Annotated in this window: 14 protein-coding genes; 6 read left to right on the top strand and 8 right to left on the bottom strand. The window is 65.9% G+C overall.

Features of this window, described 5'->3' with window-relative positions:
- Positions 1-74 precede the first annotated feature (74 nt).
- Genes QYM46_RS03370 through arsB form a run of 3 tightly spaced genes read right to left on the bottom strand, consistent with a single transcriptional unit; the run spans position 75 to position 3,071 of the window.
- Positions 75-1,502: an NAD(P)-binding domain-containing protein gene (locus QYM46_RS03370; RefSeq protein ID WP_432790854.1), complete on the bottom strand. Its 1,428-nt coding sequence runs from the start codon at positions 1,500-1,502 to the stop codon at positions 75-77.
- Positions 1,495-1,977, bottom strand: coding sequence for an arsenate reductase ArsC (locus QYM46_RS03365; RefSeq protein ID WP_169251322.1), 483 nt, complete (start codon positions 1,975-1,977; stop codon positions 1,495-1,497). The genes QYM46_RS03370 and QYM46_RS03365 overlap by 8 nt, the downstream gene beginning before the upstream one ends.
- Complete coding sequence (arsB, locus tag QYM46_RS03360; RefSeq protein ID WP_432791710.1) at positions 1,974-3,071, bottom strand: ACR3 family arsenite efflux transporter; 1,098 nt, start codon at positions 3,069-3,071, stop codon at positions 1,974-1,976. Before arsB ends, QYM46_RS03365 begins: the two co-directional genes overlap by 4 nt.
- Positions 3,072-3,170: 99 nt before the next feature.
- Here arsB and QYM46_RS03355 point away from each other — a divergent pair, with 99 nt between their 5' ends.
- Positions 3,171-3,542, top strand: coding sequence for an ArsR/SmtB family transcription factor (locus QYM46_RS03355; protein WP_432790853.1), 372 nt, complete (start codon positions 3,171-3,173; stop codon positions 3,540-3,542).
- A gap of 43 nt (positions 3,543-3,585) precedes the next feature.
- Here the strand turns inward: QYM46_RS03355 and QYM46_RS03350 are convergent, their stop codons facing one another.
- The 5 genes from QYM46_RS03350 to QYM46_RS03330 all read right to left on the bottom strand — a co-directional run bounded on the left by QYM46_RS03350 (position 3,586) and on the right by QYM46_RS03330 (position 9,647).
- Positions 3,586-5,871, bottom strand: coding sequence for a helix-turn-helix transcriptional regulator (locus QYM46_RS03350; RefSeq protein ID WP_432790852.1), 2,286 nt, complete (start codon positions 5,869-5,871; stop codon positions 3,586-3,588).
- Positions 5,872-6,042: 171 nt separating this feature from the next.
- Positions 6,043-6,696 carry a response regulator gene (locus QYM46_RS03345; protein WP_432791709.1) on the bottom strand — a complete coding sequence of 218 codons (654 nt, stop codon included), beginning with the start codon at positions 6,694-6,696 and terminating at the stop codon, positions 6,043-6,045.
- A 37-nt stretch (positions 6,697-6,733) separates the two neighbouring features.
- Positions 6,734-8,461: a sensor histidine kinase gene (locus tag QYM46_RS03340; RefSeq protein ID WP_432790851.1), complete on the bottom strand. Its 1,728-nt coding sequence runs from the start codon at positions 8,459-8,461 to the stop codon at positions 6,734-6,736.
- On the bottom strand, positions 8,461-8,889 hold the full coding sequence (locus QYM46_RS03335; RefSeq protein WP_169251318.1) for a hypothetical protein: 429 nt from the start codon (positions 8,887-8,889) through the stop codon (positions 8,461-8,463). The genes QYM46_RS03340 and QYM46_RS03335 overlap by 1 nt, the downstream gene beginning before the upstream one ends.
- A gap of 101 nt (positions 8,890-8,990) precedes the next feature.
- Positions 8,991-9,647 carry a TetR/AcrR family transcriptional regulator gene (locus tag QYM46_RS03330; protein WP_025780048.1) on the bottom strand — a complete coding sequence of 219 codons (657 nt, stop codon included), beginning with the start codon at positions 9,645-9,647 and terminating at the stop codon, positions 8,991-8,993.
- A gap of 273 nt (positions 9,648-9,920) precedes the next feature.
- On the opposite strand from QYM46_RS03330, the gene QYM46_RS03325 reads away from it, so the two are divergent.
- From QYM46_RS03325 to QYM46_RS03305, 5 genes are all read left to right on the top strand, one after another.
- Positions 9,921-10,136 (top strand): CsbD family protein, encoded by a 216-nt coding sequence (locus QYM46_RS03325; RefSeq protein WP_152349260.1) that lies wholly within the window; start codon positions 9,921-9,923, stop codon positions 10,134-10,136.
- A 122-nt stretch (positions 10,137-10,258) separates the two neighbouring features.
- On the top strand, positions 10,259-11,650 hold the full coding sequence (locus QYM46_RS03320) for an alpha,alpha-trehalose-phosphate synthase (UDP-forming) (protein ID WP_432790850.1): 1,392 nt from the start codon (positions 10,259-10,261) through the stop codon (positions 11,648-11,650).
- A gap of 39 nt (positions 11,651-11,689) precedes the next feature.
- Positions 11,690-11,995, top strand: coding sequence for a hypothetical protein (locus QYM46_RS03315; protein WP_169251316.1), 306 nt, complete (start codon positions 11,690-11,692; stop codon positions 11,993-11,995).
- Positions 11,996-12,192: 197 nt separating this feature from the next.
- Positions 12,193-13,593: a cation:dicarboxylate symporter family transporter gene (locus QYM46_RS03310; RefSeq protein WP_432790849.1), complete on the top strand. Its 1,401-nt coding sequence runs from the start codon at positions 12,193-12,195 to the stop codon at positions 13,591-13,593.
- Between the two features lie 245 nt (positions 13,594-13,838).
- Positions 13,839-14,054: a hypothetical protein gene (locus QYM46_RS03305; RefSeq protein WP_169251315.1), complete on the top strand. Its 216-nt coding sequence runs from the start codon at positions 13,839-13,841 to the stop codon at positions 14,052-14,054.
- The last annotated feature ends 86 nt before the right edge of the window (positions 14,055-14,140 follow it).

Genomic DNA, 14,140 nt, shown 5'->3' with positions numbered 1-14,140 from the left:
CGGCAAAGGGCCGAGCTCGCGAGTCAGCCCGCCGAGGCGGCGAAAGCCGAGGCGGCGCAGGCCGGGCCCGCGAGTCAGTCGTTCCTGCTCTCTCCGGATCGCCCGTGTTCTGTCCCCGTGGGGATCCCGATCACTAGCGGCTCCGCAGGTCCGCAGCATCCGCCTGCGTCCGGTGCGCCTGCCGCGGGCAAGTCGACAGAACCAGGCTTGCCGGTCGGCGCGTCACACGAAGATCCGATGTCAGTCGAACACACGCCGGTCTCCGGCAGGACGAGCTCGACTCGATCCGCTGCTTCGTGGTCCCCTGCAATTGCTGCGACGACGGAGCGGACCTGCTCGTAACCGGTGTACATGAGGAACGTCGGGGCTCGCCCGTAGGACTTCATGCCCACGATGTAGAAATTCGGCTCCAGATGCCCCAACACCCGGGCGCCATGCGGAGGGACCGTTCCGCAGCTGTGATACTCGGGATCGATGAGCGGCCCCAACTGCTGCGGAGCTTCGACAACCGGGTCGAGGTTCAGCCGGATCTCGCGCAGGAATCCCAAGTCGGGACGGAAGCCGGTGGCCGGGACGACCCGATCGGCGTGGAGCGTCACCGGCTCACCGCCGGTCTCGGCCGCCACGGAGCCACCACCGTCGGCGGCGAACCCGGTGATCGTCGTAGAGGAATGCACATCGATGGCTCCATCTTCGACAAGGCGGCGGAGCCGGGCGCCCAGGGCTCCGCGAGCCGGCAGACCGTCCTGGTCCTCCCCGCCGTAGACGGATGCGGGGTCTGCGCGCCTGAGCACCCAGCCGATTCGCGTGCCCGGCACTTCCGCACGCAGCTCTGCCAGAGCCAAGAGCGTGTTCGCCGCCGAATGCCCTCCACCGACGACAAGAGTCTGCCGTCCGGCGAACTTCTCACGGTCACGGCCGGTCACATCGGGCAGAGGCGAGGTGACGAACCCGCTGCGACGTGCCTCGACTTCGCCGGGCGCTGCGAGCCCGGACTGCCCGATCGGGTTCGGGCTCTCCCATGTCCCCGAAGCGTCGATGACCGCCCTGACCTGGAAGTCCGCCGTTGCTCCATCGGAGTTCTGCGTGCGAACAAGGAAAGGAGTCGATTCACGCTGCGCGGTGCCCGTCCGGTCCATTCCGACTCGGCTCACTGCCACAACCCGGGTATCGGTGAGGATGGCGTCCCGGAGTTCATCTGTCTCGGCCAGCGGAATGAGATAGTCCCGGATGAGTTCGTCCCCTGTGGGCAGGTGCTCGCCGTCGGGTTCCTGCCAACCGGTGGGTGCCAGCAGGCTGCGGGCCGCGACGTCGATGTTGTACTTCCACGGAGAGAACAACCCGATATGACCCCACTCGGCCGCTGCCGCCGCGACGGAGGATCCCACTTCGAGGACGAGCGGTCGGGTCCCACGTCGGACCAGCTGGGCCGCGGCCGCGAGGCCGACGGGACCGGAACCGATCACGGCGACCGGCAGATCTGCGAGCGCGATATCAGTCATCGGGAGCCGCCTCGGCGATGGGGTCCGACGTGGTCGTCGGCTCTGTGGATTTCGTCCCGGCGTCGGGGGCGAGATCGACGATGAGGGCTTCGACTCGGGTCCGGATCTCATCACGGATTCGGCGCACCGATTCCAGGCCTTGACCTGCGGGATCGTCCAGAACCCAGTCTTCGTATCGTTTGCCGGGGAAGATCGGGCACGCATCGCCGCAGCCCATCGTGATCACGACGTCGGAGGTGCGCACGGTATCTGCGTCGAGCAGAGTGGGGCTGTTGCGGGTGATGTCGATGCCGAGCTCCCGCATGGCATCGATGGCGACGGGGTTGATCGTCTCGGCCGGTGCGCTGCCGGCGGACCGCACTTCGACTGATCCCCCGCCCAGTTCCCGAAGGAATCCGGCCGCCATCTGGGACCTGCCGGCGTTGTGCACACAGACGAAGAGGACACTCGGCTTTGGCGTTGGCGTGAGACTCATGCTCGATTCGCTCCTTGAACAGAGTTTGAGGGGAAGAAACGGGGTCGTGCCCAGAGCGCGACGTAGACGAGGGCGACGAGGATGGGCACCTCGATGAGCGGGCCGACGACTCCGGCGAGCGCCTGCCCCGAGGCGACGCCGTACGTCCCGATCGCCACTGCGATGGCGAGTTCGAAGTTGTTGCCGGCGGCGGTGAATGCCAGGGTCGTCGTCTTCTCATAGCCCAGGTTCAGGGCTTTGCCGATGACCATCCCGACAGCGAAGACGACGACGAAGTAGACGAGCAGAGGCAGGGCGATGCGGGCGACGTTGCCCGGGTGAGAGGTGATCTCGTCGCCCTGGAAGGCGAAGAGCACGACGATGGTGAACAGCAGTCCGTACAGCGCCCACGGCCCGACCTTCGGGAGGAAGCGATCTTCGTACCACTGACGCCCCTTCGCCTTCTCACCCACGGTACGTGTGAGGAAGCCGGCGAGAAGCGGGATTCCGAGGAAGACGAGGACGCTCGCGGTGATCGCCCAGAAGGAGAACTCGCTGCTGGTCGTCGGCAGCCCCAGCAGATTCGGCAGCCACTGCAGATAGAACCACCCGAGGAGACCGAACGCGAGAACCTGGAACACGGAGTTGATGGCCACGAGCACGACGGCGGCCTCACGGTCGCCACACGCCAGGTCGTTCCAGATGAGGACCATGGCGATGCACCTGGCCAGCCCGACGATGATCAGTCCGGTGCGGTATTCGGGCAGGTCGGGAAGGAAGAGCCAGGCGAGCGCGAACATGAACGCCGGAGCCGCCAACCAGTTGATGACCAAGGAGGTGACCATGAGCTTCTTGTCGGCCAGCACGTGCCCGGTCTCGTTGTACCGGACCTTGGCGAGCACCGGAAACATCATCACCAGGAGGCCGATGGCGATCGGCAGGGAGACGTCGGCGACCTTGACCGAGTCCAGAGCCTCGGCGAGACCGGGCACGAGCCTGCCCAACACCAGGCCCAGGGCCATGGCACCGATGATCCACAGCGGCAGGAATCGGTCCAGCGTCGACATCTTCGCCGCCCCTGGCGATTCAGCGTTGGCAGTCGCCGTGGAATGCATGGTCCCCCTCGAGGTGCGAATCGTGCCGACACCATCGTCATGTGTCGGCATATTGAAGTTCATCGATACGATAGGACCACGAGACATCGACAAATGTCAATGTATGGGCATAATGGAACAGTGACCACACAACCCGCGCCATCTCCGACGGAGACGGACGTCTGCTGCCCGTCGCTGACCGTCTCGCCGTTGAGTCTCGACGACGCCCAGGACTTCGCGCGCATCCTCAAAGCAGTGGCCGACCCGACCCGGCTGCGGCTGGTCTCCCTCGTCGCCGCGCACGAGCAGCAGGAAGCGTGCGTCTGCGATCTCACCGAACCCGTCGGTCTCGGCCAGCCGACCGTCTCCCACCATCTGAAGATCCTCGTCGATGCCGGGGTCCTGCACCGTGAGAAGCGCGGAGTCTGGTCCTACTATTCGCTCGAGGCCACCACGTTGAACCGTCTGTCGGAATTCCTCTCCCCCGGCTGAGGCGGCGCACGGGTAGGGTTCTTTCGCCGAGGCGACCCACCCCCTACCGCTGCCGGTGGACGTGCGCCACGGCTTCGGCGCGACTGCGCACGCCGAGCTTGCGGTAGAGCGCGGACAGCCGATTCTTCAGCGTCCCGGACACCACTCCGAACTCGCGGGCGATCTGCGCGATCGACTTCGACGAGTCGATCGCGAACAGCAGCGACTGCTCGGCCGGGGTGAGATCGGTCTGGAAGTCCGGGGCCACAGGCGAGGTCTCCGGCAGCTCGAGCAGTCGCCTGCGCAGCTCGGCCGCCGTCACCTCGCCCGGGCCGAACGACCTGGCCACCGCCTCCCACATCGGATGCTCAGCCGACTCGTGCACGAGCGCATGCCTCGCCTCTCGGGTAAGCTGTGTGATCGCCAGCACGGACGACGTGATCGAACAGTAGTCGAGCACATGGACGAACGTCTCGAGCGCTTCGTCTGCCCGGCCCTCATGGTGGAGGATGTCAGCGCGCAGCGCCATGGCCGAACTCTTCAGCCTGGGCCCCTGGTCACCGGACAGCGCCTGCCCAGTCGCGCTCCACAGTTCATCGTGCTGGCCGAACACCAGAGCCTGCCGTGCCTTGACGATGGAATATCCAGGGTTCTGCGGGTTCATGCGGTCACCCAGATTCTGCAGCGCCTTCGTCTCCCCCGCGGCAACCAACACGGAGCTGGCGATGTTGAGGATGCCCGAGAACCGCGTACTCTGTGCGTCGGCCATCGGCAGGAAACCTACTTGTGTGCTCTCCGTCAGCAGCTTCGCCGCTATCGATGCGCGCCCCTGGAAGACATAGTGCAGGCTGCGCACGACGTCGGGAATCGGCCCGAGGTGTTCGGTCGGCCGTGCTGTGTCGAGCGCGGAGACGATCTGTTCGGCGGCAGCGAGGTCGAGACGGTCGAGGCTGCGCATCAGCTCAATGCACAGGGCAGTATGCTCGCCCGGCAGCGCCTCCATCCCAAACCGGGACGCGGCCCCTCGCGCCCGATCCAGGCTGCGGTCCATCTCCGATCCGTGCCCATGGCCCATCCCGGCCAAGGCGGCCTCAACCAGTCCGGACAGCAGCGGGTGGGGAGAGTTCGGGGTGTAGATCTCGGCGAACTGGACGGTCCGCTGCAGCATCGACATCGCCTCGGGAAAGCGACCGGCCACGATGAGGTTGCGCCCGTGTTCGAGATTGAGTTCGGACTGCAGCATGAGCGTAGGTCCGGGGTGACCTTCGCCGAGGTGGCGCAGTCGATCACGTCCCGCTTTGAGGATGTCCAGCGCAAGTCGGTTCTCCCGATTCAACCGGTGCGTCCGCGCTTCCAGCGTGGTGAGCACAGCCACCTCGTCGGCTGAGAGCGGCAATGCAGGCTCCGCCCGGAGCAGACCGTGGAGTTCGGGCACGACGATGCTGTCGAAGTCGGTGGCGGCCAGCAGCGTCGGTCCATCGTCTGTGCGAAGCCGCAACCGGGTCGAGTCGATCCGGCGGGCCGCGCTGCGGGCCAGGGTGAGGATCGGGTTCGTCGCGAGGACATCCTCGGGGACGCTGAGATAGGCCTCGACGGCGGTGGAAGCGTCGAGAAAGACGTTGACCGAGCGGCGGGCCCAGGCTCGTTCGAGGACATGCCAGTTCCGGGTCTCGACGGCGACGTCGACGACTTCAACAAGCCCGGATCGCTCATCTGCACGCATCCGACCGAAGGTGTCGGCAGCGGCCGCACCGAGCGCTTCGCGCGGGTTCTTGCCGGCGAGTCTCGGGTCGATCGCGGTGGTGCGGCGGACGAGCATCCGGATGAGGGCGGGGACAGCGAAGACCTCGTCGGGGCCGGTCGAGATCATCAACAGGCCCTCATCGATGAGGAAGGAAGTGAGGTCCTCGGCAGTCGCGTTGGCCGTGTCGGTCACGTCGGCGGCGACGTATGCGGCGTGGACGAGATCGACCGCCGCCGAGGTGATTCGGGAAGTCCACGCGAAGAGAGTCAGCAGGAAGAGTGCCGCGGATTCCCGGGAGACACCGTCGACGACGGGTGTGAGTGCGGGCGCGAGCTGTGCATCGATACGGTCGGGGTCGGTGTCGGCAACCGGCACACCTGCGTTCAGGCGTGCCCGCAGGAGGATGTCGGCGATGCGGGTGCGACCACCGGCGCAGGTGAAGAACTGGGTGAGTTCGGACTCGGAGAGGACATCGCTGCGTTCGATCGCTGCGGCGAATTCAGCCTCCGAGTAGGCTCGTGGCCCCCATTGTGCGTCGAATGTCGAGGGCGGTGGGGTCGCCGTCTCGTGTGGGTTTACGCCTCGGTTCGTATGGTCGTCTGTCACTGTCGGGATCTTCTCTGTCGTCTCGGCGCGCGCCGAGGTGGCAGCCGGGGAGCTGCGCAGGTGGGCTGGGGATGTGCGTAACTGAGTATGACAGATCTGATCGGGCCGACCGCGTCGTCGAACCTGACTGTTTCCTTACAGCCGCCACCTCAGCCGGACTGACTCGGCCCCTCACACCCACCGATACTCGTACTCGGGCCTCCCCGGGGTCCCGTGCCGGGGCTGCTTGATCGCCTGTTTCGTCGATACGAGATGTTCCAAATACCGGCGGACGGTCACGCGAGACAGATCAAGCCGACGCCCCACCTCGGTGGCGGAGACCGGAACCGGAGAGTCCCGGACGAACGCGGACACGGCGTCCAAGGTCTCGGCGATGAGTCCCTTGGGCAGGGTCGTTGCCGACACGGACCGCAGAGCTGAGAGCGCATTGTCCACCGAGGCCTGAGTCGCCAAGGACCCCGAGCCGGTGAGTCCGCGCCGGAACTCCCGCTGGTTCTCCAGCTTCTCCCGGAAGGCCGCGAAGGTGAAGGGTTTGATGAGGTATTGGGTGATGCCCGATGAGATCGCCGACCGGATCACTTGGAGGTGCCGCACCGCGGTGATCGCGATGATGTCGACGTCCTGACCACGCGAATTCAGGCGCCCTGCAACTTCGAGACCGTGAGAATCCGTGAGGTTCATGTCTAGGAGGACGATGTCGACCGGGGTGCCGGCCGCGGCGAGTTCGTCGAAGCGTTCGATCGCCTCGTGTCCGCCCAGACACGTTGCGACGACGTCGAAACCGGGCACCCGCGCCACGAAGTCCGCGTGCGCCTGCGCCGTCATCGGATCGTCTTCGACGATGAGGACCCGCAGCGCGGCATCATCGCTCACGTGAGTCTCCTTCCGCCCGATCCTGACTCGAACCCTCACCGTCCGTGGTGGGTTCCCTGGCAGAATCGTAGTCGCCCGCCCCGTCCCCCAGCGGGAGCGTGATCGTGAAGATCGCCCCGCCATCGGAGTCGACATCGATATGCCCGCCGAGGCGGCTCACCGCCTGCCGGACCAAGACGAGTCCGAATCCGTGCCGTCCCACGCCTGCGACCTCGGGTTTCGCCGAGGCGCCGAGGTGGAAGAGCGCCTCGATGTCGTCGCCCGCAAGCCCGGGACCGGAGTCCGCGATGGTGATGATGAGCTCCCCGTCCGCGGCGACGAAGTCTGCCCACACATGCTTCTCATCCGCGTCCGCGACGGCGTCGAAGGCATTGTCGAGAAGGTTGCCGGCGACGGTGACGAGGTCGCGGGCATCGAGTCGTTCAGGCGGGAGTTCCCCGGTGGCGGTGACAGTGAGTTCGATGCCGCGTTCGTGGGCCTGCGCGGCCTTGCCGATCATGAGTGCGGTGATGAATGGTTCGTCGAGGGAGGCGACGAAGGAATCCGTCAATCGCTGCGACTCCTGCTCATCCTTGACCGCGAAGTCGAGGGCCTCCTGCACCCGGCCGAGCTCGATGAGTGTGGAGACCGTGTGCAGTCGGTTGGCATGTTCGTGGGTCTGGGCGCGCAGGGCTTCGGACAGCGTCGTCATCGTCGCGAGCTCTCCGGTGAGCTCCTGGATGTCCGTGCGATCGCGCAGCGTCGCGACGGTTCCGCCTTCATCCCGCCCGCCGCGCGGCTGCCGGGCCTGCTTCTGACTGATGACGAGGACTCGATCCTCGGTGAAGTGGATTTCGTCGACCGCGACCCGACCAGTCGCAAGAAGGTCACGGACGGATTCAGGCAGGGCCACCTCGGCGAGGGAGATCGGCGTCGAGTCCTCAACTGTGGGCAGGCCGAGCAGGGACGCGGCCTCGTCGTTGTAGAGGACGAGTCGACCGGTTTCGTCGGCGAGGATGAGTCCCTCGCGCAGGGAATGCAGGGCCGAATCGTAGAACGCGAACAGCCGGCGCAGCTCCTCGGGACCGTAGCCGAGGGTGACTCGGCGCAGGTAGCGGGCGAGCAGCCAGGAGCCGAGACCACCGAGGGCGAGAGCGGCGAGGCCGACGAGGATGATCTGCGGCAGGGAGGCCGCCTGCGCCACGGACAGTGTCTCCAGGGTCACGCCCACGGCGACCATGGCGGTGACCTCGCCGTCGGCGTCGGTGATCGGCACGATCGCGCGCACGGACGGGCCGAGCGTGCCCACATACTCCTCGGTCTCGGCCTGCCCTGCGCGGGCTTTCGCGGTGGACCCGAGGTACGTCTTGCCCAGCTGATCGGGATCCGGGTGGGTGTAGCGGGTGCCGTCACGGTCCATGATCGTCACGAAATCCACCTCGGCGGTGTCGATGACGGTCAGCGCGAACGGCTGCAACCGGGCGGAGGGATCATCCTCGGTCACAGCCTCGGTGACGAAGGGGTCGTGGGCGAGGGTCTCGGCGATGGACAGCACCCGTTCTCCGGCAGCGTGCCGAATGTTGTTCAGCGTCGTCACGTAGCTCGTCACCGACAGAGCGGTGCAGACGATGACGATGAGGACGAGCTGGACGAGGAAGAGTCGCCTCGCCAGGGTCCCGCCTCGGCGAGCCCGGAATCGATCCCGGCCCCGCCGTGGTGGGGCCGGGACGGAGGTCATTACTTCGTGTCGCTCTTCTTTTTCTTCTTGCTGCCGCCGGTCAGCAGGAGGGCCAGGCCGATCGCGGCCAGCCAGGTGTCCTTGGCCACGGCGATGCCGTCCTCGGACGGGCGGATTCCGTCGTCCTTGGTCATCGAATCGATGGAGAAGTAGTTCGCGACGAGGCCTGCGGCAAACGTCGTCAGTGCGGCGCCGGCGATGCGGGTGGGCACGAACGGCAGCAGCAGTGCGGAGCCGACGGCGATCTCACCGTAGGAGAGGAACTTCCCGAACTGGGCGGGGGTCATGTTTTCGACCATGGGCACACCGTTGGCGGCCATCTGCTGGAGTCCCGCGGCGGAATCCTCGTCGAGGCCGAGCTTGCCGATGCCCGAGTTGAGGATGAACGCGCCGGGGGCTGCGCGCAGAAGTGCGGTGCTGAGTTTCATATCCTGCTCCTTCGTAATGGGATCATCACTGAGCCAAGACTATCCGCGAGAGCGCAGGTGCGCCACAGCACAAGGACTGTCGACCCCAGCTGCCGAGACTCTCAGCCCTGCGTGCTGGTGCGGATCCGCTCGATGAGATCGTCGAGGGCGTCGTCGAACTCGCGCTGGGCGTGGTCTTCCATGAGCAGGCCCTGCAATCGGGCCACCGTGGGATACTCGCCGAGGTCGTCGCCGGCGGAGGACTCCTCCTCATCTCCGAGGACCTCCGGGGTCAGGGAGGCCGCTTGGAGCAGAAGCGCGCCGACGAGGAAGCTCGTGAAGGCCTTGTATGCCGCCACCGCCTCGGCGTCGGCAAATCCGAAGCGCTGCAGCGAGGACAGGAAGTCCTCGACCCAGCGCACGCTTCGCAGCGGCGGACGGAGCCAGGGCGCCTGAGGTGGCTGGGTGGCGATGAGAGGGAAGATCCGCGGATGCTTGAGGGCCAGATTCCGCGTGGCATTGGCGACACGCTGCAGATACTCCTCCCACGAATGGGAGTCCTCTGTCATGAGATCGTCGTCGAAGAGGCCGTCGATGAGCTCGTCGACCATGGCCTCGAGGAGGTCCCCCCGCCCCGAAACGTGCCGATACAGTGCCATCGCCTCTACGTCCAAGGCCGTTCCGAGGCGACGCATCGTGAGCTCGCTGAGACCGCAGGCATCGACGAAGGCGATCGCCGACTCGACGACCTGTGCACGATCAAGTCGCTGCTGAACCACGCGCGCCTCCCTTTCCTCGTCGGAGATGTCGCAGACCGGGCGGATTTCACCGTCAGTCTACTCGCTTGATCCGACGCGTCGAGAGATCCCCTGATAACGCGATTACACTGTAAACTCCTCATGGATGACTAAGCTATCACCCTCCATCGACCACCCGACTCGCCGGATCTATTGCGCAGCGAAAACTCGGTCTGCTAAGTTGATTACACCATAAACATGAATAGTGCTCGACAGAGCAGGACGTCCAGACCGATCCATACGAAAGGACGAATCATGAATTCCCACGACAAGGCCGACAAGACCTCAGACAAAGCAGAGGAGCTCAAGGGCAAGGCGAAGGCCGCTGCCGGCAAGGCCACCGATGACAAGAGCCTCGAGGCCGAGGGCAAGACCGACGCGGCCAAGGGCAAGATCAAGCAGGTCGGCGACGATGCCAAAGATTCGCTGAAGGGCGTCAGAGACTCGCTCAAGGACTCACCGGAGAACTGAGGGACGCGGCTGGAGGGCGGAGGCACTGTCCGCCTCCGCCCTTCGGCCATGCTTTCAGATCCTATGCCCCAGAAGTCGACGTGCCGGCACGATCCGGCCCGGCGGCACGAGAAGAAGAGACGATGATGGGAACTGACCGCCATGCTTTCGTCGTGGTGGCCAATCGCCTCCCCGTCGACCGCATCGACGGGACGTGGGAGTCCTCGCCCGGCGGGCTGGTCTCAGCCGTGGCTCCCGTGGTGCGTGAGCACGCCGGAGCCTGGGTCGGTTGGGCGGGCACGCACGACGACAGCCTGGAGTCCTTCGATGTCGATGGGATGAGCCTTGTCCCCGTGCCTCTCAGCCTCGACGAACATCAGCAGTACTATGAGGGATTCTGCAACGCCACCCTGTGGCCGCTGCACCACGACCTCATCGTCGCGCCGCAGTACCACCGCTCGTGGTGGCGGGCCTATCGGGCAGTCAACGCCCGATTCGCACAGGCCGCGATCGCGAGAGCCGAGATCGGGGCGACGATCTGGGTACATGACTACCACCTCCAGCTCGTGCCGGCGATGATCCGAGCCCAACGACCGGACCTCAGGATCGGATACTTCTGCCACATCCCGTTCCCTCCCGTCGAGCAGATGGCCCAGCTGCCCTGGCGCGACGAGATCCTGCGCGGCCTGCTCGGAGCCGATGTCATCGGTCTCCAGCGAGAGGCCGATGCCGCGAAAGTCCGCCAGGCCATGCAGAAGCTGTTGGGCATGGACCCCGAGGAACTTCGCGGCCGCGTCGGCTCGTACCCGATCTCGATCGACGTCGAGGAGATCCGAGCCGCGGCCGAATCCCCGGCCGTACAGGAGAAGGCCCGCTGCTTCCGCCGTGATCTGGGCGATCCCGCCACCCTCATGATCGGGGTCGATCGCCTCGACTATTCGAAGGGGATCCTGCACCGGCTGTGGTCCTTCGAGGAGCTGATCGATGACGGACTGCTCGATGCGCGGGGAACCTGTCTCGCACAGATCGCAGTCCCGTCCCGCGAAGGCGTGCGCGCCTACCAAGACCTGCGCGACGAGGTCGAACATACGGTCGGGCGCATCAACGGGAGGTTCTCCACTCTCGGTCGCGATGTCATCCACTACTCCCACCACTCGTATTCGACAGAGGAAGCCGTCGCCCTGTACCTGGCCGCCGACATCCTGCTCGTCACCTCTTTGCGGGACGGGATGAACCTCGTGGCCAAGGAATTCGCCACTGCCCGCCGAGGCAGGGGCGGGGCACTCGTCCTCTCCGAGTTCGCCGGGGCCGCCGAAGAACTCGACCAAGCCATCGTCGTCAATCCCCACGACCGGGCCGCCCTGAAGGCGGCCATCCATCATGCGACCACGCTCAGCGAAGACGAGGCCCGGAGGCGCATGGATGCGATGGCCGACACCGTCGCCGCCTTCGACGTCCGCCACTGGGCGCAAGCTTTCCTCCACGACCTGCGAGACCCAGCATCTGCGGCGGCTCTGTCGCCCAGCGACTGGTGACACCGCCGATTCTGACCGACCCACCCCAAGGAGACCACTGTGTACACGATGCTCAACAACCAGGAATCCTCGAAGTACGACCTCTACCTTCCCGGCAAGCTCGTCGCCGCGCTGCATTACAAACTCGAGCCCGACGCCAATGAGGTCATGTTCATCTACTGTGAGGCGATCGAGCCCACACAGGCCGACCGCCACCGGTGGGAGCTCATGCGACGGGCCGTCGAAGACGCGAAGGGCCGACGCCTCAAGCTCACCATCACCTGTCCCATCGGCCGCAAGGCCCTCGAACGGCAGGAACCGCCTGTCGATGTCGGTCCCCGGCAGGCAGAGGGCCCACGGGCCTGACCCCGCCCGGCCGACCCTCGCCGGCCGAGCCCCCGCCTCGGCGGGCGCCCAATTCCTCCTGTGAACACTATGAACGCAACCGAGACACCCGTCACACTTCGCTGGCACAGTTGTCGGGTACATCACCACCGCGGCCAATCGTCGCGTGCGATCCCACCCACCGACGGGTGAGGTCGCGAACATCATCTGGAGGAAACATGGCAACGTCGCCACAACAGCAAGGCGGATCCTTCGACAAGGAGATCGCCGCCGCAGCAAACGCTCCCGAACCGGGTGCCCCGCAGCGGAAGAAGGATCGCACGCACTGGCTCTACATCATGGTCATCGTGGCCGTGGTCGCCGGTGCCGCTCTCGGGCTCATCGCCCCGGATGCCGGAATCGCACTCGAACCCCTCGGCAAGGCGTTCGTCGCGCTCATCAAGATGATCATCGCCCCGGTCATCTTCTGCACCATCGTCCTCGGCGTCGGCTCCGTGGCGAAGGCCGCCACCGTCGGCAAGGTCGGCGGACTCGCCCTCATCTACTTCCTCATCATGGCGACCTTCGCCCTGGTCATCGGTCTCGTCGTCGGCAACTTCATCCACCCCGGCGACGGCCTGCACCTCCAGCCGTACGAGGCGGCCGCCGGTGGTGAGGAAGGCGGAATGGTCGCCTTCCTCATGAGCCTCATCCCCGGTGACATCCCGGTGCTTCCCACCCTCGTGCTCGCCCTCCTCGTCGGCTTCGCCCTGCAGTCGATGGGCAAGGCCGGCGAGCCCGTGCTCACCGGCATCAAGCACATCCAGGCCGTCGTCTTCAAGCTCATGATGATGATCATGTGGGCCGCCCCGGTCGGCGCCTTCGGTGCGATCGCCGCAGTCGTCGGCAAGACCGGCTGGGCCGCGATCGGTGCGATGGCGACCCTCATGGGCGCCTTCTACCTCACCTGCGCCCTGTTCATCGTCGTCGTCCTCGGCGGTCTGCTCAAGATCGTCACCGGGCTCAACATCTTCCTGCTGCTGAAGTACCTGGCCCGTGAGTTCCTGCTCATCTTCTCCACCTCGTCGTCCGAGTCGGCCCTGCCGCGCCTGATCGCGAAGATGGAGCACGCCGGAGTCTCGAAGCCGGTCGTCGGCATCACCGTGCCCACCGGTTATTCGTTCAACCTCGACGGCACCGCCATCTACCTGACCATGGCGTCGCTGTTCGTGTCCTCGGCCATGGGTATGCCGATGTCGATCCCCGAGCAGATCTCGCTGCTCGTGTTCATGATCATCGCGTCCAAGGGCGCCGCCGGCGTCACCGGTGCCGGCCTGGCCACCCTGGCCGCCGGTCTGCAGTCGCACCGTCCCGAGCTGCTCGACGGCATGGGCGTCATCGTCGGCATCGACAAGTTCATGTCCGAGTGCCGTGCGCTGACGAACTTCACCGGCAACGCCGTGGCCACCCTGCTCATCGGCAAGTGGACGAACGAGATCGACCTCGACGTCGCCCGTGCCACCCTGTCGGGTGAGAACCCGTTCGACGAGCTCTCGCTCGAACCGGATGCGCACGGTGCGTCGACGGATGCCCCCGAGGCGGCTCGCCCCGCTGAAGGCGAAAAGGTCACCGTGAGCTGACCCCCGGTCGCTCCCGCTCCACAACCGCCACGGGTGCCGATGTCCTCATCGTGAGGACGTCGGCACCCGTGGTGTTTCGTCTTCCCTCGCCGAGGCGGCCCTGCCCTGTCGTACCGCTGTGACGAGGGTTCGAACCATCGGATCAAGAAAACGTCCCGGCCGGCCAATCCACGTGCGCGAGCCCTCCGAACGACACATGTCCGATCCAATACGGACGACCACGAAGTCAGAAGGGGACAGAGACCATGAAGAATCTCACGCTCATCAACGCCCGCACCGTCTCCGGTGCCGCCCTCGCGAGCATCGTCATTGCCGTCGGTCTCATGGCCGCGCCCGGGGGCGCCTCCGCTGCCGAGACCTCACCGACCGATTCGACCGAGGCCTCGGGGGCGCTCATCAACGGCCCGATCATCGATCTGGGCGACCTCCTCGGCGATATCAACATCGGGCAGTTCCAGTAACGACCGATCCCCTGCTTGCTCACGTGAGCCTACAGCCGGGTTGCGCTGAGCACCCGCGCGCCTCCTTGCCGACGGAAACCTCGCCC

Source organism: Brevibacterium sp. K11IcPPYGO002 (assembly GCF_050920635.1).
Lineage (GTDB): Bacteria > Actinomycetota > Actinomycetes > Actinomycetales > Brevibacteriaceae > Brevibacterium.
The sequence above is the reverse complement of the archived record's forward strand: the minus strand, read 5'-3'. Positions and strand labels throughout refer to the sequence as shown.

Excerpts from the sequence above, each read along its gene's own strand:
- QYM46_RS03340 (WP_432790851.1), bottom strand. The coding sequence starts at position 8,461 with ATGACCTCCGTCCCGGCCCCACCACGGCGGGGCCGGGATCGATTCCGG.
- QYM46_RS03320 (WP_432790850.1), top strand. The coding sequence starts at position 10,259 with ATGATGGGAACTGACCGCCATGCTTTCGTCGTGGTGGCCAATCGCCTC.
- arsB (WP_432791710.1), bottom strand. The coding sequence starts at position 3,071 with ATGCATTCCACGGCGACTGCCAACGCTGAATCGCCAGGGGCGGCGAAG.
- QYM46_RS03335 (WP_169251318.1), bottom strand. The coding sequence starts at position 8,889 with ATGAAACTCAGCACCGCACTTCTGCGCGCAGCCCCCGGCGCGTTCATC.
- QYM46_RS03365 (WP_169251322.1), bottom strand. The coding sequence starts at position 1,977 with ATGAGTCTCACGCCAACGCCAAAGCCGAGTGTCCTCTTCGTCTGTGTG.
- QYM46_RS03355 (WP_432790853.1), top strand. The coding sequence starts at position 3,171 with ATGTATGGGCATAATGGAACAGTGACCACACAACCCGCGCCATCTCCG.
- QYM46_RS03310 (WP_432790849.1), top strand. The coding sequence starts at position 12,193 with ATGGCAACGTCGCCACAACAGCAAGGCGGATCCTTCGACAAGGAGATC.
- QYM46_RS03345 (WP_432791709.1), bottom strand. The coding sequence starts at position 6,696 with ATGACGGCGCAGGCGCACGCGGACTTCGTGGCGCGGGTGCCCGGTTTC.
- QYM46_RS03325 (WP_152349260.1), top strand. The coding sequence starts at position 9,921 with ATGAATTCCCACGACAAGGCCGACAAGACCTCAGACAAAGCAGAGGAG.
- QYM46_RS03370 (WP_432790854.1), bottom strand. The coding sequence starts at position 1,502 with ATGACTGATATCGCGCTCGCAGATCTGCCGGTCGCCGTGATCGGTTCC.
- QYM46_RS03305 (WP_169251315.1), top strand. The coding sequence starts at position 13,839 with ATGAAGAATCTCACGCTCATCAACGCCCGCACCGTCTCCGGTGCCGCC.